This window comes from Mediterranea sp. An20 (assembly GCF_002160055.1).
Classification (GTDB): Bacteria; Bacteroidota; Bacteroidia; order Bacteroidales; family Bacteroidaceae; genus Bacteroides; species Bacteroides avicola.
Window position 1 is genome coordinate 88,412 of record NZ_NFJV01000002.1, and the last position, 25,106, is coordinate 113,517.

At 51.1% G+C, this 25,106-nt stretch carries 22 protein-coding genes and 1 pseudogene; 9 read left to right on the forward strand and 14 right to left on the reverse strand.

Annotated elements, in window-relative coordinates; genetic code table 11:
- Positions 1 to 12 precede the first annotated feature (12 nt).
- From pgeF to hpt, 6 genes and pseudogenes are all read right to left on the reverse strand, one after another.
- Positions 13 to 825 carry a peptidoglycan editing factor PgeF gene (gene pgeF, locus B5F34_RS17505; protein WP_162609274.1) on the reverse strand — a complete coding sequence of 271 codons (813 nt, stop codon included), beginning with the start codon at positions 823 to 825 and terminating at the stop codon, positions 13 to 15.
- A 54-nt stretch (positions 826 to 879) separates the two neighbouring features.
- A pseudogene (locus B5F34_RS17805) lies at positions 880 to 1,308 on the reverse strand (GNAT family N-acetyltransferase); the annotation flags it as partial.
- A 2-nt stretch (positions 1,309 to 1,310) separates the two neighbouring features.
- A complete protein-coding gene (obgE, locus tag B5F34_RS01755; protein WP_087334431.1) occupies positions 1,311 to 2,507 on the reverse strand; it encodes a GTPase ObgE in 1,197 nt (398 codons plus the stop codon).
- A 24-nt stretch (positions 2,508 to 2,531) separates the two neighbouring features.
- Entirely contained in the window at positions 2,532 to 3,701 is a 1,170-nt protein-coding gene (locus B5F34_RS01760; protein ID WP_087334433.1) for an AAA family ATPase, read from the reverse strand.
- A gap of 104 nt (positions 3,702 to 3,805) precedes the next feature.
- Positions 3,806 to 4,378, reverse strand: coding sequence for an adenylate kinase (locus tag B5F34_RS01765; protein ID WP_087334435.1), 573 nt, complete (start codon positions 4,376 to 4,378; stop codon positions 3,806 to 3,808).
- Positions 4,379 to 4,490: 112 nt separating this feature from the next.
- A complete protein-coding gene (gene hpt, locus B5F34_RS01770; RefSeq protein ID WP_087334438.1) occupies positions 4,491 to 5,030 on the reverse strand; it encodes a hypoxanthine phosphoribosyltransferase in 540 nt (179 codons plus the stop codon).
- A gap of 547 nt (positions 5,031 to 5,577) precedes the next feature.
- On the opposite strand from hpt, the gene B5F34_RS01780 reads away from it, so the two are divergent.
- From B5F34_RS01780 to B5F34_RS01800, 5 genes are all read left to right on the forward strand, one after another.
- Positions 5,578 to 6,942: a DUF5723 family protein gene (locus tag B5F34_RS01780; RefSeq protein ID WP_087334442.1), complete on the forward strand. Its 1,365-nt coding sequence runs from the start codon at positions 5,578 to 5,580 to the stop codon at positions 6,940 to 6,942.
- A 64-nt stretch (positions 6,943 to 7,006) separates the two neighbouring features.
- Positions 7,007 to 8,023, forward strand: coding sequence for an endonuclease/exonuclease/phosphatase family protein (locus B5F34_RS01785; RefSeq protein ID WP_239448757.1), 1,017 nt, complete (start codon positions 7,007 to 7,009; stop codon positions 8,021 to 8,023).
- 163 nt (positions 8,024 to 8,186) lie between these two features.
- Entirely contained in the window at positions 8,187 to 9,698 is a 1,512-nt protein-coding gene (locus B5F34_RS01790; RefSeq protein ID WP_087334446.1) for an NAD(P)H-hydrate dehydratase, read from the forward strand.
- Positions 9,699 to 9,713: 15 nt separating this feature from the next.
- Positions 9,714 to 11,993 (forward strand): hypothetical protein, encoded by a 2,280-nt coding sequence (locus B5F34_RS01795; RefSeq protein ID WP_087334448.1) that lies wholly within the window; start codon positions 9,714 to 9,716, stop codon positions 11,991 to 11,993.
- A 44-nt stretch (positions 11,994 to 12,037) separates the two neighbouring features.
- Positions 12,038 to 13,918 carry a right-handed parallel beta-helix repeat-containing protein gene (locus B5F34_RS01800; protein ID WP_087334450.1) on the forward strand — a complete coding sequence of 627 codons (1,881 nt, stop codon included), beginning with the start codon at positions 12,038 to 12,040 and terminating at the stop codon, positions 13,916 to 13,918.
- Between the two features lie 549 nt (positions 13,919 to 14,467).
- On the opposite strand, the gene B5F34_RS17250 is transcribed toward B5F34_RS01800, so the two are convergent.
- The gene (locus tag B5F34_RS17250; RefSeq protein WP_140392931.1) at positions 14,468 to 14,965 is read right to left on the reverse strand and encodes a hypothetical protein; all 498 of its coding nucleotides are present in this window, start codon (positions 14,963 to 14,965) and stop codon (positions 14,468 to 14,470) included.
- A 75-nt stretch (positions 14,966 to 15,040) separates the two neighbouring features.
- Between B5F34_RS17250 and B5F34_RS01810 the strand changes: the two genes are divergently transcribed.
- The 3 genes from B5F34_RS01810 (at position 15,041) to B5F34_RS01820 (ending at position 16,248) form a co-directional block, all read left to right on the forward strand.
- Positions 15,041 to 15,355, forward strand: a complete 315-nt coding sequence (locus tag B5F34_RS01810; protein ID WP_087334454.1) for a hypothetical protein — start codon at positions 15,041 to 15,043, stop codon at positions 15,353 to 15,355.
- Entirely contained in the window at positions 15,349 to 15,582 is a 234-nt protein-coding gene (locus tag B5F34_RS01815) for a hypothetical protein (protein WP_087334456.1), read from the forward strand. The genes B5F34_RS01810 and B5F34_RS01815 overlap by 7 nt, the downstream gene beginning before the upstream one ends.
- Before the next feature lie 108 nt (positions 15,583 to 15,690).
- Complete coding sequence (locus B5F34_RS01820) at positions 15,691 to 16,248, forward strand: outer membrane beta-barrel protein (protein ID WP_087334458.1); 558 nt, start codon at positions 15,691 to 15,693, stop codon at positions 16,246 to 16,248.
- 707 nt (positions 16,249 to 16,955) lie between these two features.
- On the opposite strand, the gene galK is transcribed toward B5F34_RS01820, so the two are convergent.
- From galK to B5F34_RS01840, 3 genes are all read right to left on the reverse strand, one after another.
- Complete coding sequence (gene galK / locus B5F34_RS01830; protein ID WP_087334462.1) at positions 16,956 to 18,110, reverse strand: galactokinase; 1,155 nt, start codon at positions 18,108 to 18,110, stop codon at positions 16,956 to 16,958.
- Between the two features lie 108 nt (positions 18,111 to 18,218).
- Entirely contained in the window at positions 18,219 to 19,514 is a 1,296-nt protein-coding gene (locus tag B5F34_RS01835) for an MFS transporter (RefSeq protein WP_087334464.1), read from the reverse strand.
- A 39-nt stretch (positions 19,515 to 19,553) separates the two neighbouring features.
- Positions 19,554 to 20,651: an aldose epimerase family protein gene (locus B5F34_RS01840; RefSeq protein ID WP_087334466.1), complete on the reverse strand. Its 1,098-nt coding sequence runs from the start codon at positions 20,649 to 20,651 to the stop codon at positions 19,554 to 19,556.
- A 240-nt stretch (positions 20,652 to 20,891) separates the two neighbouring features.
- On the opposite strand from B5F34_RS01840, the gene B5F34_RS01845 reads away from it, so the two are divergent.
- Complete coding sequence (locus B5F34_RS01845) at positions 20,892 to 21,863, forward strand: type I phosphomannose isomerase catalytic subunit (protein ID WP_087334468.1); 972 nt, start codon at positions 20,892 to 20,894, stop codon at positions 21,861 to 21,863.
- 135 nt (positions 21,864 to 21,998) lie between these two features.
- Here B5F34_RS01845 and B5F34_RS01850 read toward each other — a convergent pair whose 3' ends face one another.
- The 4 genes from B5F34_RS01850 to B5F34_RS01865 all read right to left on the reverse strand — a co-directional run bounded on the left by B5F34_RS01850 (position 21,999) and on the right by B5F34_RS01865 (position 25,100).
- Positions 21,999 to 22,292 (reverse strand): hypothetical protein, encoded by a 294-nt coding sequence (locus tag B5F34_RS01850; protein WP_239448750.1) that lies wholly within the window; start codon positions 22,290 to 22,292, stop codon positions 21,999 to 22,001.
- Positions 22,289 to 22,672 (reverse strand): phage holin family protein, encoded by a 384-nt coding sequence (locus tag B5F34_RS01855; protein WP_087334470.1) that lies wholly within the window; start codon positions 22,670 to 22,672, stop codon positions 22,289 to 22,291. The genes B5F34_RS01850 and B5F34_RS01855 overlap by 4 nt, the downstream gene beginning before the upstream one ends.
- 35 nt (positions 22,673 to 22,707) lie before the next feature.
- Positions 22,708 to 22,917 carry a YtxH domain-containing protein gene (locus tag B5F34_RS01860; protein WP_087334472.1) on the reverse strand — a complete coding sequence of 70 codons (210 nt, stop codon included), beginning with the start codon at positions 22,915 to 22,917 and terminating at the stop codon, positions 22,708 to 22,710.
- 401 nt (positions 22,918 to 23,318) lie between these two features.
- Positions 23,319 to 25,100 (reverse strand): RagB/SusD family nutrient uptake outer membrane protein, encoded by a 1,782-nt coding sequence (locus B5F34_RS01865; protein WP_087334474.1) that lies wholly within the window; start codon positions 25,098 to 25,100, stop codon positions 23,319 to 23,321.
- Positions 25,101 to 25,106 lie beyond the last annotated feature (6 nt).

The following is a 25,106-nucleotide window of genomic DNA, read 5'->3' on the forward strand; positions in this document are numbered from 1 at the left end:
GACATAAATGAGTTAACTGTAATTTAGCATGATTCCCGTCAGCATCCGTCCAGACTTTACACCCAGCCGTCGCGCCGAGAAAAAATCGTCATATTGCGTATAGGTGCAGATGCCGGAGGTCTCGATGGCAGAAGACGGTACGCCGAAGTCCAGCAGTTGCAGGCGGTTGGCTTCAGGCAGGTCGATGTGCCATTTGCTTTCGCGGCGGGCGATGCGTTCCATCGGGAAGTCGGCCTGGCAGAAAGCCTCGTACACTTCGTCGCCTACCTCGAAGGCCCGGAGTGAGATGCCCGGTCCGATAAAGGCCGAAACATCTGCCCCGTCCGTGCCGTAAAAGGTGCGCATCTGTTCCAGCGCGTGGCCGACGATGAAATTCACCGTGCCCCGCCAACCGGCATGGACGGCAGCGATGGCTTGGTGCTTCTTGTCATATAATAGAATAGGTATGCAATCTGCGGTAGAGATGCAGAGGCAGATGCCGGGGCGGTCGGTAACCAAGGCATCAATGCCTTGCAACAAGGCGTGGCGTTGTTCCTCGTTCGCAGAGAGGAAAGCATCGTCTATGGGCAATATTCGCGTGCTGTGCGTCTGCCAGGGAATGACGAGTGCTCGCGGGTGTTGGGGCAGGGCTGCAAGCAGTATCTCCTGGTTGCGGCTGACGCACTGGGGGGCATCACCCGTGTAGGGTGTACAGTTCAGCGAGGCATAAGTTCCGGTGCTGACACCGCCACGGCGCGTGGTGCTGAAGGCGCAGATTTCGGGATATTGAAGGAAGTGGTGCTGCAGACAGGCATCTTTTCCGACTTTGAACACCAGATGCGGCATGTCTATTCCCTTATAGTGCTTCACCATCCGGTCCACCAGGTCCATGCCGTTGCGCAGGGCCACTTGTTGCGAGGGGAAGTTGGTGTCGCGTATGATAGAATAGACCTCCCGGAAACCAAGTGCCTGAAACGCATACTCCCTGCAAGCACGGGCGGCTTCGATGGCAAATCCCTGGTGCCAGTAGGCCCGGCGCAGCAGGTATCCTATCTCGGGAACCCGCCTGCCCTTGTAGTCCTGGAGCGTAAGGCCGCATTGCCCGATGAGGGTGCCGCTGCTTTTCTCCACCAGTGCCCAAAGACCGAACCCGTCTTCCCGGTAGCGGCGCAGTTGTTTGTCCAGCCATGCTTGCACTTCCTCCCGGCTGAAAGGACCTTCGTAGGCATACATTACCTCCGGGTCTTGCAGCAGCAGGCAAGCATCGTCGAAGTCTTCCTGCCTCAGTTCGCGGAGCAGGAGTCGGCGGGTTTCCAGGATAACTTTCATGGTCACTGCTGTTCCTTGTCGTTTTCCTCTTCCTCGTCCCAGTCCTCTTCGTATTCGAAGTCTTCCAGGTCTTCGATGTCGTCCTCGTCCACGTATTCCACGCTAAGGTCTTCATCGGCACCTTCCTCGCGCAGTTCTTCGGCCAGGTGGCTCATGTCCTTGGGACGATGTGCGATGCTCTCGATGTGTCCTTCCAGGCGGTTGCTCTCTTTGTTCAGTTCAGTCCAGAGGATGTCCTTCAGCACGTCGATGCCCAGCCCGCTGACGGAGGAGATGAACACGTGCGGGATGCCGGCGGGCAGTGTCGGTTCTATTTCGTCCATCAGTTCCTGGTCCAGCATGTCGCACTTGGTGACGGCCAGCACACGCTGCTTGTCCAGCATCTCGGGATTAAATGTCTTCAGTTCATTCAGCAGGATGTCGTATTCCTTGGCGATGTCGTCCGCATCGGCAGGCACCATGAAGAGCAACAGTGAGTTGCGCTCGATGTGGCGCAGGAAGCGCAGTCCCAGTCCTTTGCCCTGGCTGGCCCCCTCGATGATGCCGGGGATGTCTGCCATGACAAACGACTTGCCTTCGCGGTAGGACACGATGCCCAGGTTGGGCTCCAGTGTGGTGAAGGGATAGTTGGCAATCTTCGGTTTGGCGGCCGATACGGTAGAAAGCAGGGTTGATTTGCCCGCGTTGGGGAAGCCCACCAGGCCCACGTCGGCCAGCAGTTTCAGTTCCAGGATAATGGTCATCTCCTGCATCGGCTCACCCGGCTGGGCAAAGCGCGGTGCCTGTCGCGTGGCGGTGCGGAAGTGCCAGTTGCCCAGTCCACCGCGTCCACCTTTCAGCAGGATGACCTCCTGCCCGTGCTCGGTGACATCGCACAAGTATTCGCCCGTTTCGGCGTTGTAGGCCACGGTGCCGCAGGGTACTTCTATCACCTTGTCCTCGCCGTCCTTGCCGAAGCTGCGGTTCTTCGAGCCGCTTTCGCCGTGTCCGGCGAGCACGTGGCGCTGATACTTCAGGTGCAGCAGCGTCCAGTAGTTGCGGTTGCCGCGCAGGATGATGTTGCCGCCGCGTCCGCCGTCGCCTCCGTCGGGTCCACCCTTGGGCATGTACTTGGCTCGGTGCATGTGTGTGGAACCCCGTCCGCCCTTGCCCGAGCGGCAGTATATCTTCACGTAGTCTACGAAGTTTGATTCTGGCATAATTTCCTAATTATATAATTGTAGTTAATAATTCAGTCCGAACTGCCATAAAGGAATGACATTCATATAACCGCTTTCGATGTTGTCTTTCACCACATATCCCTGTTCAATGCCTTGCAGTTGCTTTTGCTTTTTGTTTCGTCCTCCGACTTCGAACGTAGAGTCATCAATCCGGAAGTCGGAAACGGAAGAGGTGATAGTATCGTGGTTGACACGGGTCTGGTTGAAAAAGAATGTTTCGCGCAGATTGCCGGTATCAGCAGTCTGTTGTGCCAAAGCATACACGAGATTGGGATTATCCAGATAAACCTTGTCCACCTTGCCCAATCCCCGGATGCCGCCGGTGTCGTCGCGCAGCTGGGCGATGAGACCGGCCTCTTCCAGATAGAGGAAATAATCGGCCAGGCTGTTCCGGCTGATGCCTATCGTAGTAGCGATATGGCTCATGTTGGGTTTGAAGGGCACGCTCTGGGCGATAACGGTAAGCAGGCGTTTCAGTTTGCGGCTGGTGGCGACACTCATCTCTGCGTATTGGGGGATGTCTGTTTCCAGGGTTTTGGTCACTACCTGTTGGAGGCGGATGTCGAATTGCCGTTCCTGTGAGAACGGATAATAGCCTTGCTTCAGATAGTCCGGGAAGTAAGCATAGGGATGGAAGTCGCGCGGCAGTTCCAGACGGTGGTGCAGGATGTCATCTAAAGTCAGCACAGGCAACCGGATGCCGTGGAACATCTGCATGTATTCGCGGAAAGAAAGCCCCTGCATGTGGTAGAGTAAGGCGCGGCGGCTCAGGTCGGCTGCTCCTTTGTGAATGTCCAGGATGGACGATCCGGTGAAGATAACGCGCAATCCTGCATGATAGTCGTATATCAGTTTCAGTTCGCGTGCCCAATCCTGGTACTTATGTATCTCGTCAATGATGAGGTGACGTCCTCCCCGTTTGACAAAGTCATCGGCCAGGTCCACCAAGTGTCGGGTAGAGAAATAGAGGTCGTCGGCGTTGACAAAGAGCGTCGTGTTGCGCTCCAGCCGTTCCTTGGCATGTTGCAGCATCAGCGTGGTTTTTCCCACGCCGCGCGGTCCTACCAGCCCCACCAGACGGTTCTCCCAGTCTATGCGGTTGAACATATAACGGTGGTGTTCAGTGGGTGTATCCCTCAACAAAGCATCAAAGTAGGCTTGTAATTTCTCCATTTCTTCTCCTTTTTCGGGGCAAAGATACGAAAAGTGCACTGAATTCAGTGCACTTTTATGGGGAAATTGCACTTTTTATAGTGCAAATATGCGGGAGAATGAGATTACTTCACCTTATCAATCGCCGCACAGATGTCTTCCGTGATGCGTTCCAGTTCGCCCAGTCCGTTGATGTGGCAATACTTGCCCTCCTGCTTGTACCAGTCGATGAGGGGAGCCGTCTGGCTGTGGTAGACGGTGAGGCGCTTGCGGATAGTCTCTTCGTTGTCGTCGGCGCGTCCGCTCTGTTGTCCGCGCAGGATGAGGCGGTTCATCAGCTCGTCTTCGGGCACTTCGAGGTCCAGCATGATGCTTACTTCCTGACCCCGCTCGGCCAGCATCTTCTTCAGCGCCTCTGCCTGTGCGATGGTGCGGGGGAATCCGTCGAAGATGACGCCCTTCGAATCTTTCAGCCCATCCAGCGTAGAAGCCAGAATGTCTACGATGAGGTTGTCCGGCAGCAGTTGTCCCTGGTCGATGTATCCTTTGGCAGTTTTGCCCAGTTCGGTACCGGCTTTGATTTCGGCACGCAGCACGTCTCCGGTGGAGATATGGTTGATTCCATACTTGGCTACGATTCTCTCACTTTGCGTTCCCTTGCCTGAGCCGGGAGCGCCGAAAATTACGATGTTTAGCATTTTATTAATGGTTAGTGGTTAATGGTTAGTGGTTAGTGGTTAATGGTAAATGGTAAATGGTTAATGGTTAATAGCAAGGATGTTCCACGCGCAGCCCATTCACCATTAACCATTAATCATTAACCACTGTATAAATGTCTTTGTAGTTTCGTCCCAGCCCGTCGTAGTCCAGTCCATAGCCCACGATGAAGTCGTTGGGAATCTGCATGGCCACGTATTCGATGTCGAGGTCCACCTTCAGCTTTTCCGGTTTGAGTAGCAGGGTAGCGATGTGGATTTCCTTTGGACGTCGCGTGCCCAATGTTTCGAGGAGGCGTTGCATCGTCAAGCCCGTGTCCACAATATCTTCTACGATGACGATGGTGCGGTCCGTCAGGTCTTCGGTGATGCCGATGACTTCCTTCACCTTGCCCGTTGAGGCGATCCCCTGGTAGGATGCCAGTTTGACGAAAGATATTTCGCAGGGGATGTTGATACGTTTCATCAGGTCGGCTGTGAACATGAACGAGCCGTTCAGCACGCTGAGAAACAGTGGATTCTTGCCTGCCAGGTCGCGGTTGATTTCCGCGGCTACGCGGCTCACTTCTTTCAGGATGGTTTCTTCGGGTATGGAAACTGCAAATTTCTTGTCTTTTATCTGTATAACGCTCATTAGTCGATGGATTTTTGTGCAAAAGTAAGCAATTTCTTCCGTTTTTCCTGCCATTCTTTGCTGCCATTTCTTCTTTTCCTGCTTTTTGAGCGGATAATCGGCACAATCGGTTGTCTGAACTTTCGTTCCTTTGGTGTTGGCCTCGGAAAAATGTCTGGTTGATAATCAGCGTGTTGCTCCATATATATAACGAGCTTGTTGCTTATCGCCTGGAAGTAGGCTGCTTATCGCTTGGCTGTTTCCTTCGAAGAGGTTGGCAGAGAAGTCGCCTGTGTACGGCATATTTGTGTTGTGCATGAAAAGTTACATCGCTCCATAGGGCGCATGTTGGCTGAAGGTTTGTGTCAATAATTTCGTTTGTGTTGGTCTTTTTCAGAAGAATATATAAATTTGCAATCTCTAAGCGAGCATAAGGCGTTACCGGTTGCGTGTTGTGTATTGTGTTTCACCCGCAGTCCGTGCAGCTTTCACGCCTGATTGATAGATGGAAAATGAGTCAGTCTGTGAGAAAGCCATAGACTATTTTTTTTAAACAAGTATGATAATTATGAGAAAAATGCATTTTTGTGGGAAACATTTGCTTTGTGCATTTATTTTGTTGGCGGTCTCTTTGTCCGCTCATGCCCAGTTCCTGCGTTCATCTTATTTTATGGACGGAAGCAGTCGTTTGCAGCTTAATCCGGCTTGGTTGCCATCCCGGGGTTATGTCGATGTGCCGGCCTTGGGTATGCTTAATGTGTCTGCCTACACCAATTCGCTGGGCACGCAAGACGTCATTGATATGTTTGATGCCGGAGATGATTTCTGGAGCAGCTCAGCATTCAACGACAAGCTGAAGGGCATGAACAAAGCTTCGGTCTCTGTCGCCACCGACCTCGTCTCCTTCGGTTTCTATAAAGGAAAAGGATTCTGGTCGTTCAACGTTGGAGTACGCACCGATGTCGAAGGCCGTTTCCCGAAAGGGCTTTTCGATTTCCTGCGCGACATGCCGGAGAATGATAATGAATGGGATAACCGGAGCTTCGGTTTCAACGGGCAGGCTTTGGCACTGAATGCTTATGCGGAAGTGGGCGTGGGCTATGCGCGTGCCATTGGCGACCGTTTGACCGTAGGCGGTAAGTTCAACTTCCTGCTGGGTGCCGGTAATTTGGATATGCATATTGATAATGTGCGCATCAATACCGAGAATCTGTATGCCGGTAGCGGTTCTGCCGAACTGAATGTGGATGCTTATGCCGAAGCCAATATGAAGGGACTGGACCTGCTGACCAATTCCGATGGATATGTGGATGAAGTGGAATATAATAACTTTGGTATTGGAGGTTATGGTGTCGGCATCGATTTGGGAGCCACTTATCGCCTGTTGGATAACCTGACTGTGTCGGCTGCTGTGCTGGATTTGGGATTCATCAAGTGGTCCAAAGGCTCTTCGCTGGTAGCCGAAGGCCATACACACGAGGCTTACTCCGTGGCCGATGGCAATATCCAGGATTTCTACGACCGCGTGTCTGGCGGGGATGTCATCGACCTCGATTTGATAGGCTTGGAGGAGAACTCTGAGAAGAAGGCACGCACTACGACGCTTCCCACTACGCTGGTGTTGGGGGCTGAATACACTTTCTTCAACAATAAACTGTCTGCCGGTATCCTTTCTACGACGCGTTGGGGACAGCTGAACACCTTGAGCGAACTGACCGTGATTGGAACCTATCGGCCTTGGAGCCTGTTGAACCTGTCGCTCAGCTACTCCATGTTGCAGAGTGCGGGTAAGTCGTTCGGTCTGGGCATCAAGTTGGGTCCTGTGATGCTGGGTACGGACTACATGTATCTGGGTAAGAACTCGCGGAGTGTGAATGCCTTTATCGGCTTGTCTTTTGCCATCGGCAAGAGCCGTGAGCAGGCACAGCTGTAACTTAGTATATCCTTTATATTTTCATGGCATGAAACTATATTCTTTATTTTGCGGCCTGCTGATGATGGCGGGCGTTCCGGCCTTTGCAGAAAACGGGGAGGTCGGACAGAAAGAGCAGGACAGTTTTACGGTGCTCCAATGGAACATCTGGCAGGAGGGCACTGTGGTGCCCGACGGCTACGATGCCATTGTCGATGAGATTGTCCGGCTGAAACCGGATTTTGTGACGTTCAGCGAAGTGCGCAATTACCACAACACGCGTTTCTGCGACCGCATGGTACGGTCGTTGGCCGAGCGTGGCGAGACGTATTATTCTTTCTTCAGTGATGATTCGGGTTTGTTGAGTCGTTATCCCATAACCGACTCGCTGACGGTGTTCCCCCTGAAGGACGACCACGGGAGCATCTACAAAATGGAGACTTCCGTCAACGGGCGCAAAATGGCTGTCTATACGGCACATCTGGATTATCTGAACGATGCTTATTATAATGTGCGTGGCTACGACGGCTCTACCTGGGAGGAGATTCCCATCCCGCAGACGGTACTCGAAGTGCTGAAGGTGAACGATGCTTCGCTGCGCGATGACGCCATCCGCTGTTTCCTGGAGGAGGCGCGCAAGGATGTGGCTGAAGGAAACATCGTCATCCTGGGCGGTGACTTCAACGAACCGTCGCACCTGGACTGGATTCGCGAAACAAAAGACCTGTATGACCACAATGGCCTGATTATTCCCTGGACCGTACCTCTTATGCTGGACAATGCCGGCTTTGTGGATACCTACCGCGAGCTTTATCCCAACGTGCTGACACATCCCGGTTTTACATTCCCTGCCGATAATCCGGCTATACCGGTCAGTAAGCTGACCTGGACTCCCAAGTCCGACGAGCGCGACCGCATCGATTATGTCTTCTATTATCCTCATCCCGACATAGAACTGAAAGAAGCCGTCATCTTCGGTCCGCGTGGCAGTATCTGCAAAAGTCAGCGGATAGAGGAGCAGACACAGGACCCTTTCCTGTTGCCGGAAGGCGTGTGGCCCACAGACCATAAAGGGCTGCTGGTGACTTTCAGCTGGCGTTGAGCAGGACCTGATACGAAACACAGGGCAACCGGAAGCGGCGTCTGGACGTGATGACGCTTTGCGGTGGCTCTGTGTTTTTGTGTTGTGGGTAGATATTCAATGAATGCTTGCTGCATCAAGTATAAATTTGTACTTTTGCCTTCACTTTACAAAATAATGTCTTATGAAGATTTTTCCCACCAGCGACATCAAACAACTTGATGCCTATACGATAGAAAATGAACCTGTTGCTTCCATCGACCTGATGGAGCGCGCTGCCCGGGCCATAGTGAGGGCCATTGCCGGGCGGTGGAGTACGGAAACTGCCTTCACGGTCTTTGCCGGTCCTGGCAACAACGGGGGCGATGCCTTGGCTGTGGCCCGTCTGTTGCAGGAGAAGGGATACAGGGTAGAGACGTTTCTGTTTAACACCAAAGACAATCTTTCGCCCGACTGTGCCCTTAATATGGAACGGTTGGCTGCCCTGCCCGATGTCAATTTCCACGAAGTCACCACTCAGTTTGTCTTCCCCAAGCTGACGGCAGATGATGTCATCATCGACGGCCTTTTCGGCAGCGGGCTTAACAAGTCTTTGTCGGGAGGGTTTGCCGCAGTGGTAAAGTTTATCAATGCCTCGCCGGCCCGGGTGGTGTCTATTGATATTCCTTCGGGGCTGATGGGGGAGGATAACTCTTTCAATGTGGCGGCGTGCATTGTGCGTGCCGACCTTACACTGAGCCTGCAACTGCCCAAGCTGTCTTTCTTCTTCCCTGAAAATGAAGTCTATGTGGGCGAATGGCGGCTGCTGGATATTGGCCTCAGCGAAGAGGGAATGGAGAAGCTGCCGACTGACTACACTCTGACAGAACCTCTCGAACTGGTGGAGCAGATAAAGCCCCGCGGAAAGTTCGCCCATAAGGGCAATTTTGGCCGTGCCTTGCTCATTGCAGGCTCTCAGGGCATGGCGGGGGCCTCGATATTGGCCGCTAAAGCCTGCTTGCGCTCAGGAGTAGGATTGCTGACGGTACATGTGCCTTTCTGCAACAACGGCATTGTGCAGACGGCTGTCCCGGAGGCTATGACCGACCTTGATTTGAGCGACACTTGTTTTGCCTCGCCGGTCGATACGGACGATTTCCAGGCTGTCGCCGTCGGCCCGGGACTGGGCTGCTCACCGGAGACGGTGTCTGCGCTGATAGAGCAGATTGAGACCAGCGATACGCCTATGGTGTTTGATGCCGACGCCCTGAACATCTTGGGGGACAACCGCAGTCTTCTCTCGCGTCTGCCTAAGGGCAGTATATTGACCCCGCATCCCGTAGAACTGGAACGCCTGGTAGGAAAGTGCCGTAATTCTTTTGAACGACTGGAGCGTGCCCGTGAGTTAGCCTGCAATGCCGAGGTGTACATCGTATTGAAAGGTGCTTATACGGCTGTCATTTCGCCCGACAAGAAGTGCCGGTTCAACCCGACGGGCAATCCGGGCATGGCTACAGGGGGCAGCGGTGATGTCTTGACCGGGGTATTACTGGCTTTGCTGGCACAAGGATATGCACCGGGAACAGCCGCCCAACTGGGTGTTTTTGTGCATGGTCTGGCTGGTGATATGGCCGCTAAAGAACGTGGAGTAATCAGCCTGACTGCGGGAGACATTGTAGAGGCTTTGCCGCAGGCATGGATGAAGATGCAGGAATGACGAATCAGGGGAGAAATGAAAAAAAAACTCGCCATGTATGCAGCTGCCGCCTGTCTGTTGTGCAGTTGCGGTTCGCAAGAGATGCAGCGATTCCGAACCGATTATTTCGGCTTGGATATTGACGCTAAGGGATATATTGTCGGGATGTGGAACACCATGCGCGAAAGTCGCAACTTCAGCCCGGCCGACCGTCCATCGCCCCTGTTGGCACTGTACGACGGTAGGCTGAAGCGGTATTACTATCCGCAGAAGGCCCGTTATGCCAACGGGAAGTATCGTTTGGAGTATGCCAATGGCTCGATTGCCACCGTGCGGCTGGAAGAAAAGGATAAGTATTTTAAACTGACGCTGGAGGCGTTGGACAACCGCGAGGGCATCAGCGGCATCCAATGGGGCAACTATTATACGAACATCAACAATCTGTTGGGCGACATCATCGGCGTGGCACGCGACACGACGGCAGCCGTGAATTATGCCATCGGCGTTTTGGCGCTGGATGACAATACAATCGGCGGGGAATCGCGCTTCACGTCGGAGACAGGCTTTGGGGGATATATCGCCCACTCGCCGGACCCGGTGAACCATCCCTTGCCCGTTACCCTGCATGAGGGGCAGCAATTTACGATGGGCGGCGACGGCATCAGCGACGTGGCTTTCTACAACCGGAAGGAGCCTTACTACCGGATGCTGTACGGTGGAGCAGCCAACGTAGACGAGAACGGACGTATCTATATTCATTATCACTCACGCGACCGCCGGAAAGGGGATTTGATTTATTCACCCGAAGGTGTTCCTATTTTGCAGAATAACGAACCGAACCACCTGATGCGTCAGGATGTGCCGGGCGTGGATTACATCGGTTCGTCCATCGCCCTTTGGGGGAGTCCGGATAGCATCGCACTGATGGATGTCATTCAGACGGTTGTCTTGGAGGAAGGGCTGCCTTATACGACCTTCAACGGGAAATGGGTGAAAGACCCCACGGCGTTCATGCCTGACGTGCTGACCTATGGAGGGGTGTACGACAGCGTGGCGTCGTATACCAAGCAGATGGGGTTGAAGGTGATTTCCGCCTATGATCAACCCTTCTTGCACCCGGACCGGAGCAACGGTGGCTTTATCGATGGAAAGGGGGAGCATGTGCGGAGGCCGTTCCACATGACGGGCGGAGACCTGTCACATCGGGAGTTTGCCGACTATCTGGCGAAAGAGGGGCTGATTTTCGGACGCACCACGATTACGAACTCAATGGCGCCGGGTACGTTAGACTGTAGTCCTGTGCCGTCGGATAGCGTCTGCATCCAGCATCGGCGTCACTTGGCTGCCGACCTTTCGGCGACAGATACATTGATTTACATTGACGACCCGACTTACCTGAATGAGATTGCTTGTTGGGAAGGACACTGCCCGGAGTTGAACATGGTGAAGATCGGGAAGGAACTGATTCACTATCTCGGTGTGTCGGATACGGCGCCTTACCACCTGCTGAACGTGACGCGCGGTTATTGGAACACTGTACCGACAGCCCATCAGAAGGGAGCGAATGTCGATAAGCCGCAGGTGACCGTCGGCTGGGGCTATCAGGGGCTGGTGCCCAACCTGGAGTTGCAGGACGAAATAGCCCGCCACTATGCGGATATATGCAAGAACAGCGGTGTCGGTTATTTCGACTTAGACGGGCAGGAGTTCTTGTTCCACAGCGGATTCGGCAGCTATTCGGTGAAGCGTTTCTTTCGGGTCATGTTTGAGAAAGCGAAGGAATACGGACTGCCGGATATTCGTTTTACCGGTGCCACCCTGTCGGAAGGCTCCTGGCACTATCAGAGCATCTGGAACGTGGGCGGTGGGCTGAACATGTATGATGCCGACAAACGCCTTTGGGGCAGCACGACCAGTCAAGGGAAAGACCTGCGTGATGTGACCTTTGCCAACTTCTTCCCTTCGTCGTTTGGCGGAAACTTCCCGATTACTGCCACCTCGACCGTCGAGCAATATGAACATATCGAGGCGACGGCAGTTGGCTATGGGGCTACCTACAGCCTGCGTATCGGGCAGAAAGACGTGGAAAGTTGTCCGCAGAAATATGCTATCTTCCATGTCATCCGGACATGGGAAGAGGCACGGCGGGCAGATGCTTTCCCGACGCATATCCGGAAATTGCTCCAAGACCCTGCTTTGAGCTGGCGTTTGGAAGAGAAACCCGACAAAGCCGGATGGACACTCTTCCGGATGGAGAACGGGCAGAAACAAGAGGCGTATGATTTAGTTCCTGGACCGAACGGGCGGAATCAATAAAACAAGCATCAATAAGTAATCAATCGCTTACTCTTGCATTTCTTATGAAAAAAGACATTTTATTGGCAGCCGGCTTATTATTGGTAAGCTGTTTGTCTGCCAGAGAGTATCATGTTTCTCCCTCCGGCAGTGACGCGGGAGAGGGCACGCAGGCATCGCCTTTCCGGACGATTAACTATGCCGCCCAAGTGGCATTGCCGGGCGACACAGTGACGGTGCACAACGGTGTCTATCGCGAGTGGGTCAATCCGCTGAACGGGGGAGAAAGCCCCGACAAGCGCATCCTCTACCGTGTGGCAGAGGGGGAAAAGGCAGAACTGAAAGGCTCGGAGTTGGTAACGAGCTGGAAGCGGGAAAAGAAGGGGAAAGGAGTATGGAAAGCGGTTGTCCCCAACACCCTCTTCGGTGCCTATAACCCCTTTAACGAAAAACTGTATGGCGACTGGCTTTGGTCGGAACACACCTACCACACCGGCGACATCTACCTGAACGATGTCTCCTTATACGAGACTACCTCGCTGGAGAAGGTTTTCACACCCGATACCATCCGCAGCTTGCGCGACCCGGAAGGGACGACCTGCGTCTGGTACGCCGTAGTAGAAGCCGAGCAGACCATCCTTTATGCAAACTTCGGCACGGCAGATCCCAACCGCGAGACGGTCGAGATTTCCGTCCGTCCCACTTGTTTCTATCCGACCCGGCAGGGATTGGACTACATCACCCTGCGCGGATTCCACATCAGCCAGGCCGCCACGCGCTGGGCTGCACCGACGGCAGAACAGGTAGGCATGGTGGCGACCCACTGGTGTAAGGGGTGGATTATTGAGAACAATGTCATCAAGAACTCCCGCTGCAATGGCATCACGCTGGGGAAGGAACGCAGCAGCGGTCACAACCTTGAGTGCAACGACAAGCGGTTGGACGGTACGCTTCATTACATCGAAGTGATATTCAACGTCCTGCGGAGGGGCTGGAGCAAGGAGCAGGTAGGCTCGCACATCGTGCGCAACAACGTCATTTCCGACTGTGAACAGACCGGTATCTGTGGCAGTATGGGCGCGGCGTTCAGTGAGATTTACGGGAATCATATCTACAACATACTGGCGAAACAGCAGTTTGGCGGCGCAGAGATGGCGGGTATCAAACTGCATGGCGCGATTGATACCTATATTCACCACAACCGCATCCACCGCTCTGCGAACTACGGCATCTGGCTCGACTGGATGGCGCAGGGGGCGCGTGTCTCCTCCAATTTGCTGTATGACAACCTGGCGCCGGATCTCTTCTTCGAGGTCGACCACGGACCTTATGTCGTTGACAACAACATCGCACTCTCCGCATGTTCCATTCAGGAAAACACGGACGGAGGCGCTTATCTTCACAATCTCTTCGCGGGCGACGTGGTGCGCTATGACGACCCACGCTATACGCCTTATCACTTGAACCACTCGACGGAGGTGAAAGGCTTCCGTACCATCACGGAGGGCGACCACCGTTTCTATAACAATCTCTTCGTCGGAGGGGATGACGCGAAGAAGAAGTACGGGCTGTCTGCGTTCGATGCCTCCCAGTGGCCTGTCGTCGCGGCAGACAATCTCTTCTTGGGCAGTGCCAAACCGATGAGCGGCAAGGAGCAGGGATGGGTCATGGAGACCGAAGACCCGAACCTTCGCATCGAGGAGACGCCGGACGGTGTTTATCTGATTTCGGACATCGACTGTGCGGAACTGGCGGCCTTCAAGGGTAAGCCGGTAGATGCCCGTCGGTTGGGCGTGGCGAAACTTTCGGGCTATCCGTTTGAGCATCCGGACGGGACGCCTTTCGTCTTGGACAAGGATTATTGGGGTAAGACACGTTCCGGGCAGGCACCGACGGTCGGTCCCGTAGAAACCCTTCCGCATGGCAATCGCATCCGGGTATGGTAAACTGCGAATAGTGTATGTTTTTTCTTGTTTTTAGCCCCAACTCCCTTCACGCCTTCACGGTGGCATAATGTGCAGTGAATGAACAAAATGTGGTGAAGGCAGATGCTTTCACGTATCTTTCACAACACAGTCTGTGGATGGTGTGTGGGTTGAACAACACTTCACCGGTTCTTCTCTTATACTTTGAAGGCAGATGTCTTGTGGCTTGGAAGCCTGCTTCTAAGCCTTAAGGTATCTGCTTCACAAGTATAAGAAGAAAGCCTGTGGAGTCCCTCCAATTCGTGCCATCTGTGGCTTGCCATTCATCTCTTCTTCTTGCATCGGGCTGTTTCAAAAAGCTCCGGTTTCAGTCGCACATCGCTACCCAATGTTACAGAAAGGGTGCAAAAGAGATATTGTACATCTTTTTGCTGATATTATACATTGGGCGGAGTTTTTTGAAGTGCTAATTTTGTCCCCGAATAAATTTGTAATAAGCTTATGGGAGAAGTTCCATACTTCCTGCATGAATTTCGCCAACGGGTTGGATATACACGTATGAATCATATATTATGGTTCATCATGGGACTGCTGCTGTCCGCGTGTGCCGGGGGCAGGAACCCGGCACATTGCGGCAAGTCTCTCCCGGCTGTTTCTCCTCGGGAGATCCGTTTGTGTTGTTTGGTGCTGGTCGGAATCCCGGTTTCGCATCTGGTCTATTTGTTTGACAGGCAAAGGAACTATTTTTATGTTACCCGGAAAAATATCTTGGAGAAGAAACTGAAGTGCACGTCCGGCCAGACTTCTTTGAAAGAGGTGTTGCTCAGGTTGGCTGACGATAGCCCGATTTGAAATAGAATTGTAATATAATGCATAAAAAATGCATGTAGTCCACGAAATAATACACTTTTGATACACGGGCAATAGAAAATAATGACTAATTTTGAAGCGATATAGACAAATTCTTAACCTTAAAGCATTCAACAATGAAGAGTAACAGAATTTTTCAAGTTGGGGAAAAGGTAGGTTGTTTTTTCCTGCTGTTCCCGTTGATGTTTTCTTGTTCATCTAATGGTGGCAATAAGAATTATGCTCATAAGAGAATTGATTTTATAAGTATTTACCCAGTAAAATGATGTTTATATGAGGATTTTTCTTTTTATTCTTGCATTTGTTTGTCTTCCGTTTGTCTGCCATGCGCAGGCGAAGGACAAAGGCTTCTTTATGGAAATGAACATCGGATATGCCCATACGGACTATCATGATGACAGCTATATGTTATTGTCACCCCGCATTGGCTATCAATTTAACGATCGGTGGGCGGCCGGGGTGAAATATATTGGAGAGACTGACAACTATCTGCAATATCACACGTTGGGGGATATGCTCAATTCTGTTTCTGGCAGAATCACCGTTGGAGGGCTTTTGCAGAAGGTGGAGTTACCTTTGGAATGCTGACAGACAGTCCTTATGGAGGAGAGTATGATGACTGTGAGGTGGAAGCTGGTATTTCTTTGGGTATCTCATATAGCTTGAGCCACCATTTGAATTTGATGCTCCGTTATTTGCATATAGGCTATAGTGAATCACTTCGTGCGCATGGAAATGCTTGCTGGGGCGACCACAAGTTCATCTTGGATGCCAATATCAGCAGATTGCAGATTGGTGTGCAATATATTTTCTGATGGGATGGAAGCTGCGTGTTTTGGCGGCCCCAAATGAAGGGGCACGCTGCTAATTGTAACCGTGGAAGAGAAGTTATCATACATATTTACCCTATAAATAATTGATTTATGAAAAAAAAGTTTTTTCTGATAGCTGCATGGCTATTTTGTATGCCTTTGGTTAGCCGGGCACAAGCTGACGACGGCAAGGGGATGTTTGTAGAACTGAACATTGGACATGCCCATACATATTATCATGACGATGATGGGGTTTACACCATCTTGTCTCCTCGTTTGGGCTATCAATTCAATGACCGGTGGTCTGCCGGTATCAAATATATCGGAGAAATCAACAATGATTTGCAGTACCATACAGGCGGCATATATGCACAATATAACTTTTGGCAGAAAAACCGTTTCAAGACTTTCGTCGAAGGGGCTTTCACCTTGGGTGTGGCAGAAGAAGGGCTGGATGGTGGAAATGATGACGGAACAGATTTGGAAGCCGGCTTTTCATTCGGTGCTTCTTATACCTTAAGCAATCATTTCAATCTATTGTTGCGTTATCTTTATGTCGGTTTCAGTCATTCTGTTCGCGTACATCAGAAAGCTTGTTGGGGCGACCACAGTTTTATCTTGGATGCCAATCTCAGCAGGTTGCAGATAGGTGTGCAATATATTTTCTGATGGGCACAAGGAAACCAGCCTAAATTAGGAAACCACAAGGAAACCACATGAAAGCGGTGTGAAAGCCGTGTGAAGGATGTATCTTTCACAACAATCGGCTGATTCACACCGCTTTTTATGTCGGTGAAAGCGTGAGGGCATTATCATGGCAACTCTAAAGTGAAGAGTTACGTTGCTAAAATGAAGGTTTACGCCGCTAAAGTGAAGGTTTACGTCGCTAAAGTGAAGGTTTATCGGAATAAGAAATCAACCAGAATTAGTTTATATCAAACACAGAGACACGGAGACACAAAGTTCTGTAACTGTCTGTCGGTAAAAATGACGGGAGGCACAGAGTCCGAGGGTGTGTCAAAATTCAAAATCACTATCATTAGCTTCGCCCAAAACCTCTTTTGACTATTTCATTAAGGTATAGTCTGTCATGTTGAGCGGAGCGGAGCGAAGTCGAAACATCCCACATTACGCATAGTGAGACCCCTCGACCAAACTCGGGGTGACAGAATGGTAAGTAATATCTATCTTGATACACCCTCATACGAGAGAAGGGGAATTAACTCTGTGAGCTATGGACAAAAACTCTGTGTCTCCGTGCCTCTGTGTTTCATAGAGGCACTGGTTTTCCCGGGTGTGAGAGGAGGTAAAAACAAAAGTAGGAAGAAAACGAAACAGTTTTCTTCCTACTTAATTGCGACAGAAATAAGGTCCTTTTATTCTAATCTGCGTGCACCGTCACTGATGACAACATCGTAGATTTTCGGACTTCTGTTGAATTTCTTTTTGAATTCTTCCTTGGCTTTCTCTATGAAGGTGCTGTAGAGCTCTTCTTTTACTAAGTTGATGGTGCAGCCGCCAAATCCACCGCCCATGACACGCGAACCTGTAACGCCGCAGTCGAATGCCAGGTCGTTCAGGAAGTCGAGTTCTTCGCAGCTTACTTCATACAGCTTGCTCATGCCATAGTGTGTTTCATACATCTTCTGGCCTACGGTTTCATAGTCATCTTTTTCCAATGCATCGCACACATCCAATACGCGTTGGATTTCTTCGATGACGTATTCGGCACGCTTGTAGTCTTCTTCGCTGATTTCAGCCTGTACTTCCTGCAACATTTCCATAGAGCAGTCGCGCAGGAATTCTACATGCGGGTGTCTCTTTTGGATAGCCGCTACTGCCGTTTCGCAGCTTTGGCGACGCTTGTTGTAGGCCGACGAAGCCAGTTCGTGCTTCACTACCGAGTCAACCAGAACCAAGCGGTATCCCTTCGGTTCGAAGTGGTAATATTGATATTCCAACGAACGGCAGTCCAAACGAATCAGGTTGTCTTTCTTGCCGAATACGGAAGCAAACTGGTCCATGATGCCGCAGTTTACGCCGCAATAATTATGCTCGGTAGCCTGACCCACCTTGGCCAGTTCGAACTTGTCTATCTTGTTGTCGCCAAACAAGTCATTCAGGGCGTATGCATACGTGCTCTCCAATGCTGCCGACGACGACATGCCTGCACCCAGAGGAACATCACCCGAGAAGGCCGTGTTGAATCCCTTCACGTCAACGCCCCGCTTAATCATTTCCCGGCATACGCCGAAGATGTATCTGGCCCAGCTGGCACGAGGTGCGTCTTCTTCGTTCAGGCCGAATTCTACATAGTCCTTCAGGTCGATGGAGTAAGCTTTTACCTTGTCTGTGCCGTTCGGCTTGATTTCGGCAATCATACCTTTATCGATGGCGCCGGGAAAAACAAAACCGCCGTTGTAATCAGTATGCTCACCAATGAGGTTGATGCGTCCCGGAGCTGCATATATGGCTCCCGTTGTTCCGTCAAAGTGCTTGACAAAACGACTTCTTACATGTTCTATATCCATGACGTTTATGTATTTAATGAATAATAAGTAACTGTTCGAATTTAATTGTAGGGCTTTAATGAATGACCGGACCTCTGCCATCGGCAGGAGGTCCAATCATTCGTCGTTTTAATCAACAGGAATATCCTTGTTCACGTTCTTGCTGCCGATGAGAGCATAATACAGCAGGTATGCGGCGCAGAACAATACGACTACATAGCTGGTAAGGAACGAACCGGTCAGGTCGGCCACATAAGCCTGGATGGCTACCAGCACGGCACAACCGAATACCATTGTCATAAAGGCACCCGAAGCAATGGCCGTGTACTTGCCAAGTCCTTCGGTAGCCATGTTGAAGATACCGCCCCACATCACGGAGGTGCAGAGACCTACCAGAATGAAGGCGAAGATGCCTACGGGAATTTCGGCCCAAATCACGCTTACGTTGGCCCAGTCAATGCCCGGTACGTTCACCTTGACGTCAACCGGTGCGAACATGCCGAACAACACCAGCAGGATGCTTAGTGTGGAGGCCGCCGTAATCATGGCACGGCTGGATACCTTGCTGCCAATGGCGCTGCCGATGAAACGTCCAACCAGCATCATCAGCCAATACACAGCCACGATAAGTCCTACAATGCCGGCATCCATACCCAGACCGGGCGTGGCGGCTTCGGGCGAAGAAGACAGGTATTGGAGAATGTAAGTCGGCACGCCTACCTCAATACCCATGTACAGGAAGATACCCAAGATACCGAGTTTGAAGTGGCGGAACGAGAAGGCGCTGTATTTGTCTTTCTTCTTCTTCTGCTCAACATGCTGTTGGGGCTCCTGGACTTTGGTGAAGAGCAATACTACGAAAGCGACGATGAATACGCCCAATGCGATGAACAGGGCGGGAGTGGCGTCGGAGATTTTAGCCTTGGCGGCATCGCCGATCAGGGCACCCATGATGATGTACACAGCCACAGCAGCTGCCGAATTGAATACACCGCCAACCTGGATAAGCTGGTTACCCTTGTTGCCGCCGCCACCCAGCAGGTTCAGCATGGGGTTGACCACTGTGTTCAGCATACACATGCAGAAACCGGAAATGAAGGCACCTATCAGGTAAACGCCGAAACTCTGAATGCTGTCCCAGCCGCTCATCCATTGCGTAATAACGCCTACGATGCCCACAATCAAAGCCAGCAAAGCCGTCTTCTTGTAGCCGTATTTCTTGATCAGCATGCCCGATGGAATACCCATCACCAGATAGGCGATGAAGTTGCCATAGTTGCCGATTTGTGCCAGCACGTTGGATGCGCCGAACTGATTCTTTACTATGATTGCCATTGGCGAACACAAGTTGGTTACAAAGGCAATCATGGCGAACAGGGCGATCATCATAATAATGGCACCCCACTGTTTTGTTTGGTTACTCATAATGATTTTAGATATTGTTTTTGGATTATTGATTGATTCCTATTCTTTAATGCCGAACTTGTAAACAGTGATTTGTTGGTATTCATCGCCCGGCAGCAATACGGCCGATGGGAAATGCGCTTTGTTGGGCGTGTCGGGGAAGCACTGTGCCTCGAAGCATACGGCGCTTCGTGCGGGGAAAGTGGCACCGTGGCTGCCGGTAAATCCGTTCAGCCAGTTGCCTGTATAAAGTTGCACGCCTGCTTCTGTGGTGTAAACCTCCATGGTCCGTCCGCTGGATGGGCAATAGCAGGTGGCTGCCAAGTCCAGCGACCCGCGTTCTGTCTTGTTCAGCACATAGCAATGGTCGTAACCTGCCCCGTTTTTCAGTTGTTCAAACGGTTCGTTGATTCTTTCTCCGATGGCGTGGGGAGTGCGGAAGTCCATGGGGGTACCTTCTACTTTCAGTATCTCACCCGTAGGAATGGACACTTCGTCAATAGGTACGTAGAAGTCTGCATGGATGGTAACGATATTGTCCAGCACATCGGGAGTAGGATTGGCGATGCCCGCCAGGTTGAAGAACCCGTGGTTGGTGAGGTTGACGATGGTCGCCTTATCTGTAGTGGCCCTGTATTCGATGGCCAGTGCGTTAATCTCGTCTTCCAGCCGATATGTCATTTCCACTTTCAGTGTGCCGGGAAAACCTTCCTCCCCGTCTTCTGAGGTGTAGTTGAAAATGACGGTGGTCGGTGTAGGCTGTACGGCGTCCCATACCCGGCTGTGGAATCCTGTCGGTCCGCCGTGCAGGGAATTGGGACCGTTGTTGACAGCCAGCTGATGTTCTTCGCCATACAAGGTGAACTTGCCTTTGGCTATACGGTTGCCGTATCGGCCTATGGTCGTGCTCAGGAACGGCTCCGGACTATTAATGACATGGTCGATGCTGTCATGCCCCAGGATGACATTGCCCAAGTATCCCGACTTGTCGGGTACCATTATGGAGAGGATGGCGCAGCCATAGTTCGTAACCGCCACTTCCATTCCTTGTGCATTCCTCAGAATGAACAGATCAGTTTGCTTTCCGTTTATTTCTTTGCAGAAATTTTCTCTTTTCAGCCCTGATAAATTGTTGTTTTTTGATACAGTGTCAGTCATATCATGGTATGTTTAAATTAAATTTCTTGCAAATAAAAAGAATTTCTTTCGTTCTCCCAAGGAATTGCCGGGAAATGTGTTCGGCATTTTAGGAAAGTTTAGCGTTTGGCAAAACAGGAATTTGTATGTCCCGTTTATTCTTTTCTTTGCCTTTATTTTGAAATACTACTTATTTTTTCGTATGTTTGCCGTCGTAATCAATGTAAATCACATCATTAAAGATTTTATTTAAAACAACACATGTATCCTTTAAAGTTTGAGCCTATCCTTAAGCAGACGCTTTGGGGAGGCGACAAGATTATTCCATTCAAGCATTTGAATGACACTCTTCCGAATGTGGGAGAGAGTTGGGAAGTTTCTGCCGTAGACGGAAGCGAATCCGTAGTGGCCAATGGGCCGGACAAAGGGTTGACCTTGCCCGACATGGTGCGGAAATATAAGGAAGAACTGGTGGGTGAGAGTAATTATGCCCGCTTCGGCACCAAATTCCCCTTGTTGATTAAGTTTATCGATGCCAGGTTGGACTTGTCCATACAGGTGCATCCCGACGATACCTTGGCAAGTAAACGCCACAACAGTTTCGGCAAGAATGAAATGTGGTATGTGATTGCAGCCGACAAAGGTGCGAAACTGATTTCGGGCTTTGCGAAGGAAATCACACCTAAAGAATATAAGGAACGGGTGCACGACGGGACCTTTGCTGAAGTGTTGCAGACTTGCAATATCCAGCCCGGCGATGTGTTTTATGTGCCGGCCGGCCGTGTGCATGGCATAGGGGCAGGAGCTTTCGTCGCCGAGATACAACAGACCTCGGACATTACTTACCGTATTTTTGATTACAACCGCAAGGATAAGAACGGAAAAACGCGGGAACTGCATACTGTACAGGCTGTGGATGCCATCAATTTTGCCGATGTGCAGGATGATTTCCGCACGGAATACGAGCGGGTAAAGAATGAGCCGGTAGAGGTGGTGGCTTGCCCGTATTTCACTACTTCCGTTTATGATATGACCGAAGAAATCACTTGCGATTATTCAGAGCTCGATTCTTTCGTCATTCTCATTTGTGTGGAAGGGGCTTGCCGTCTTGTTGACAACGAGAAAAATGAGATTACCTTGCAGGCTGGCGAAACGGTGTTGCTGCCGGCTTCTACGCAAGAGGTTACCATCGTGCCCGACAAGGCAGTGAAGTTGCTTGAGACTTATGTCTGAGAAAACAGCTTATGAACAAGGGCGGTGAGTTGTCGCAACAGATAGCTTTACCGTCCTTGTGACAATTTCCTGCATCAATCGGCGGCAAGACTGTTCTGTGCTTACCGCTTTCCGCGTATGGCAGGGGGGGAGGAATCAGTACCTGTATCTTCTTTTTCTGCCAAAGATGTTCCTGAATTTCCGCATTACCTTCAGTCCCAACATAACCCCATCGAATACGGCCATTCCTCGGTTGAAAGCGCGGAGAAGGCTGTTCCCTTTTTCTGCGGCGGGTGTCAACGGTGCTACCAGTTCCTGGCTGATACGGGCCAATACGACTTTTTGTGCCTGAATCTCCTGCAGGAGAGCGGCCTTTTGCTGCATCAGTTCTTCCAGTGTGGCAGGCAGAGCCGGCGGCATGTTGGGGGCAGAATTCCGATTGCTTGTCATGGCTGTGTAGGAGGATTGTTCTTTTCGGGCGTTTTCATAAACAGGCCTGCAATAAATTTCACCATGGGGTCAATAATGAGCCGTTTGCGGAAAGAGACGAGCAGAATGGCCAGTAAGGCATAGAAGACGGCCAGCAGGCTGAAGCTGACGGTTATTCCTCCTACGGCGGGAGCCAGTACGCAGGCCATGGTGAATGATAAATAAAACAGAGCCATCATGCCCAGGATGACAACCAACAGGATTACAATCAGCATAGAAAGCAGTACGGAAAGCTTTTCCGTTACTTCCAGTCTTGTATATTCTTTCTGCAGATTCAGGTATTTCTTGAATTCCGCGAATAACTGCCGGAGGCTGTCTATGCTTTTGTCGGTTGCAAACATGATGGCTCTGTCTTTTAATTCCGCTATCCGGTACCTTATTCGGCACCTTCACCTTTGATTTCAGAGGCGATTTCGTCTACCAGGTCGTCCATTTCGTTGCGGTTCAGACGGATGCCTCTTTTGCGCAATGCTTCTGCAATTTTGCTGCGCGTGTCCTCACCCTTTTCGGGAGCAAATAAAATACCCAGAGCTGCACCTACTGCGGCACCGCCCAAGAAAGCTGCTAATACATTTAAACCTTTCATAATACTACTATTTTAAAGTTCATAGCACAAATATAAGCATTTTCTTTTTAAGGTGTATGTCTTGTCCCGGTTTTTTTTCTGTTTTTTTTCAGAGGGCTGTCTCATTTGCTTCCCCTGGGGGGATAGGCTGTGAATCGGCTTTCCTTTGTGTGTCCGGCATCTTTGTGCCCTTGGAAGGGGTAATTTTGCCGGGGTTCCTCTCAAGGGCTTGGAAGCGGACTCCTGCGGGCTTCGAAACGGACTTCTGAGGGCTTGGGAGCGGATGTCGTCTATATAGCCTGTAAGAGGGCAAAAAAAAACGCGGATTCCGCGCTCCCACGAAAAAGCAATCTGTGGGAGACGCGTTATCCGCGCTGATTCATTGCAGCCGAAGGCTTGGATGGTCGGCGGCTGCTTGACTGTTATTCCCAGAATGGATTCTGTTTCAGATTCTCATTGAGTCTAATGTCTTCCGTATCAATCGGGGTATAGTAATATGCAGGCTCTACAAAATCGAATGCGTCTACTTGCGAAACCAGGCGTATATATCCATGATCGCCTTCGCTCATTTCAATGTTGTTGCCTTCCATCGTGTATACGGTCAGTCCTTCACTGCTGAATTCATCCCGGCGTTCTTCTGATTCTGCCTCAGTCATCACAATGGCAATATCATTTTTCCCGTCGCCGGTCAGGTCATATTTGCCAGGTCCGGGGAAGTACATTCCTTCGGGTGCAGCGTTGAGCAGTGTGCCACGTTTCCATCTCATCAGGTCGTCGTAGCGGAAACCTTCATTGGCCAGTTCGATACGGCGTTCACGGCGTACTTCCAATACAGCTCCCGTTTGTGCGGAAACAACGTTGGGATAGCGTTCGGCCTGTACCGGGTCGATGTTGGTCAGCCAGTCGCTTAATGAAGCATGCGGCATGCCCGCACGGTCGCGGAGCAGGTTGATGCTCTTGTCTAAGTCATCCTGAGACAGGGTGCCCAATTCAGCCTTGGCTTCTGCGTAAATCAGCAGGATTTCGCCGTAGCGGAACACCGGAAGGTCAAAATAACTTCCATTCCATGTGATTTGGTCAGCCGACCGCGGGTCGAACTTGATAGGTATATAACCTCCTGCGTTGAGTGAAGGAATCCAGGGTGAAGTGGCATTTGCCCGCTGGTATCCGGGCCACATGAAGGTTTGCCTCATGCGCGGGTCGCGGTTCTCAAAGATTTCCGAGTAGGTCTTGGTGGCATAGCCTTCGACGTCCTGGAAGCGTTTGGTTTTCCCGTCTTCTATCACCAGATAGTCTTCCATCAGATCGCGGGACAATCCCAGGTATGCAGTTATCTGTTGGGAATTGTGGAAAATGCCTAAGGCCTTGTCATAGTCAGTCACTAAGATCATTTCCGGATTATCCGTCAAATCGGTATTGCAGAACAGAGACTCATAGGCGCCTAATCCGTTGAACGATTCGGTCGACAGAGAGTAGGAGCCGTCCATCAGTTGCTCGCAAGCCTGTACGGCGATGTTCAGGAAACGGTCGCCGTCTGTCAGTCCCAGTTCATCGTGGTATTTGCGCCACGTACCCTCATAGAGTGCGATGCGTGCCTGGAGGGCCAGGGCTACGTCACGGTTCACTTTGGTTTTGCTGGTGCCTTCTTTCATGTTGGCAATGGCAAAGTCCAGGTCGGCCATGATGTTGTCTACCACTACGGAACGTGGATCCTGTGTCTTGTATAATTCTTCCGTGTCGTCGGTTTGCAAGTCATGGTCGTACCAGGGCACATCCGAATAAGCCCACACTTTGTCGTAATACAGCTTGGCGCGATACATGCGTGCCAGTCCGATGTAATGGTTGATGTCTGCTTGATCGCCGGTCACATTACCGGTGCGTGCCAACATATAGTTGACATTTCTGATGTCTCCCCAACTCCATGTGCCTACAGTCTCCGTATTGACGGTTCCACCAAGTAAGTCAAAAGTGGAGCTTGTGTTGACAAATAGGCTGTTATCTGTGGCAGGATCCCAATACGAACCGCCCAGGTAGCCGTACATGTTGTTTGTATAAGTCTCTAAGTCAGACACCGTTTTGAAGAAAGTTTCTTCGGTGAGTGACGTTTCCGGATATCTGTCCATGAACGAGTCGTTACAGCCGGCCAGTGCTCCGGTGACACCTAATACCAATGCCAGTCTGCTGAATGTATGATTTGTTTTCATCGCGAT

Excerpts from the sequence above, each read along its gene's own strand:
- pgeF (WP_162609274.1), bottom strand. The coding sequence starts at position 825 with ATGCCGCATCTGGTGTTCAAAGTCGGAAAAGATGCCTGTCTGCAGCAC.
- obgE (WP_087334431.1), bottom strand. The coding sequence starts at position 2,507 with ATGCCAGAATCAAACTTCGTAGACTACGTGAAGATATACTGCCGCTCG.
- B5F34_RS01760 (WP_087334433.1), bottom strand. The coding sequence starts at position 3,701 with ATGGAGAAATTACAAGCCTACTTTGATGCTTTGTTGAGGGATACACCC.
- B5F34_RS01765 (WP_087334435.1), bottom strand. The coding sequence starts at position 4,378 with ATGCTAAACATCGTAATTTTCGGCGCTCCCGGCTCAGGCAAGGGAACG.
- hpt (WP_087334438.1), bottom strand. The coding sequence starts at position 5,030 with ATGAGCGTTATACAGATAAAAGACAAGAAATTTGCAGTTTCCATACCC.
- B5F34_RS01780 (WP_087334442.1), top strand. The coding sequence starts at position 5,578 with ATGAGAAAAATGCATTTTTGTGGGAAACATTTGCTTTGTGCATTTATT.
- B5F34_RS01785 (WP_239448757.1), top strand. The coding sequence starts at position 7,007 with ATGGCGGGCGTTCCGGCCTTTGCAGAAAACGGGGAGGTCGGACAGAAA.
- B5F34_RS01790 (WP_087334446.1), top strand. The coding sequence starts at position 8,187 with ATGAAGATTTTTCCCACCAGCGACATCAAACAACTTGATGCCTATACG.
- B5F34_RS01795 (WP_087334448.1), top strand. The coding sequence starts at position 9,714 with ATGAAAAAAAAACTCGCCATGTATGCAGCTGCCGCCTGTCTGTTGTGC.
- B5F34_RS01800 (WP_087334450.1), top strand. The coding sequence starts at position 12,038 with ATGAAAAAAGACATTTTATTGGCAGCCGGCTTATTATTGGTAAGCTGT.
- B5F34_RS17250 (WP_140392931.1), bottom strand. The coding sequence starts at position 14,965 with ATGAACAAGAAAACATCAACGGGAACAGCAGGAAAAAACAACCTACCT.
- B5F34_RS01810 (WP_087334454.1), top strand. The coding sequence starts at position 15,041 with ATGAGGATTTTTCTTTTTATTCTTGCATTTGTTTGTCTTCCGTTTGTC.
- B5F34_RS01815 (WP_087334456.1), top strand. The coding sequence starts at position 15,349 with ATGCTGACAGACAGTCCTTATGGAGGAGAGTATGATGACTGTGAGGTG.
- B5F34_RS01820 (WP_087334458.1), top strand. The coding sequence starts at position 15,691 with ATGAAAAAAAAGTTTTTTCTGATAGCTGCATGGCTATTTTGTATGCCT.
- galK (WP_087334462.1), bottom strand. The coding sequence starts at position 18,110 with ATGGATATAGAACATGTAAGAAGTCGTTTTGTCAAGCACTTTGACGGA.
- B5F34_RS01835 (WP_087334464.1), bottom strand. The coding sequence starts at position 19,514 with ATGAGTAACCAAACAAAACAGTGGGGTGCCATTATTATGATGATCGCC.
- B5F34_RS01840 (WP_087334466.1), bottom strand. The coding sequence starts at position 20,651 with ATGACTGACACTGTATCAAAAAACAACAATTTATCAGGGCTGAAAAGA.
- B5F34_RS01845 (WP_087334468.1), top strand. The coding sequence starts at position 20,892 with ATGTATCCTTTAAAGTTTGAGCCTATCCTTAAGCAGACGCTTTGGGGA.
- B5F34_RS01850 (WP_239448750.1), bottom strand. The coding sequence starts at position 22,292 with ATGACAAGCAATCGGAATTCTGCCCCCAACATGCCGCCGGCTCTGCCT.
- B5F34_RS01855 (WP_087334470.1), bottom strand. The coding sequence starts at position 22,672 with ATGTTTGCAACCGACAAAAGCATAGACAGCCTCCGGCAGTTATTCGCG.
- B5F34_RS01860 (WP_087334472.1), bottom strand. The coding sequence starts at position 22,917 with ATGAAAGGTTTAAATGTATTAGCAGCTTTCTTGGGCGGTGCCGCAGTA.
- B5F34_RS01865 (WP_087334474.1), bottom strand. The coding sequence starts at position 25,100 with ATGAAAACAAATCATACATTCAGCAGACTGGCATTGGTATTAGGTGTC.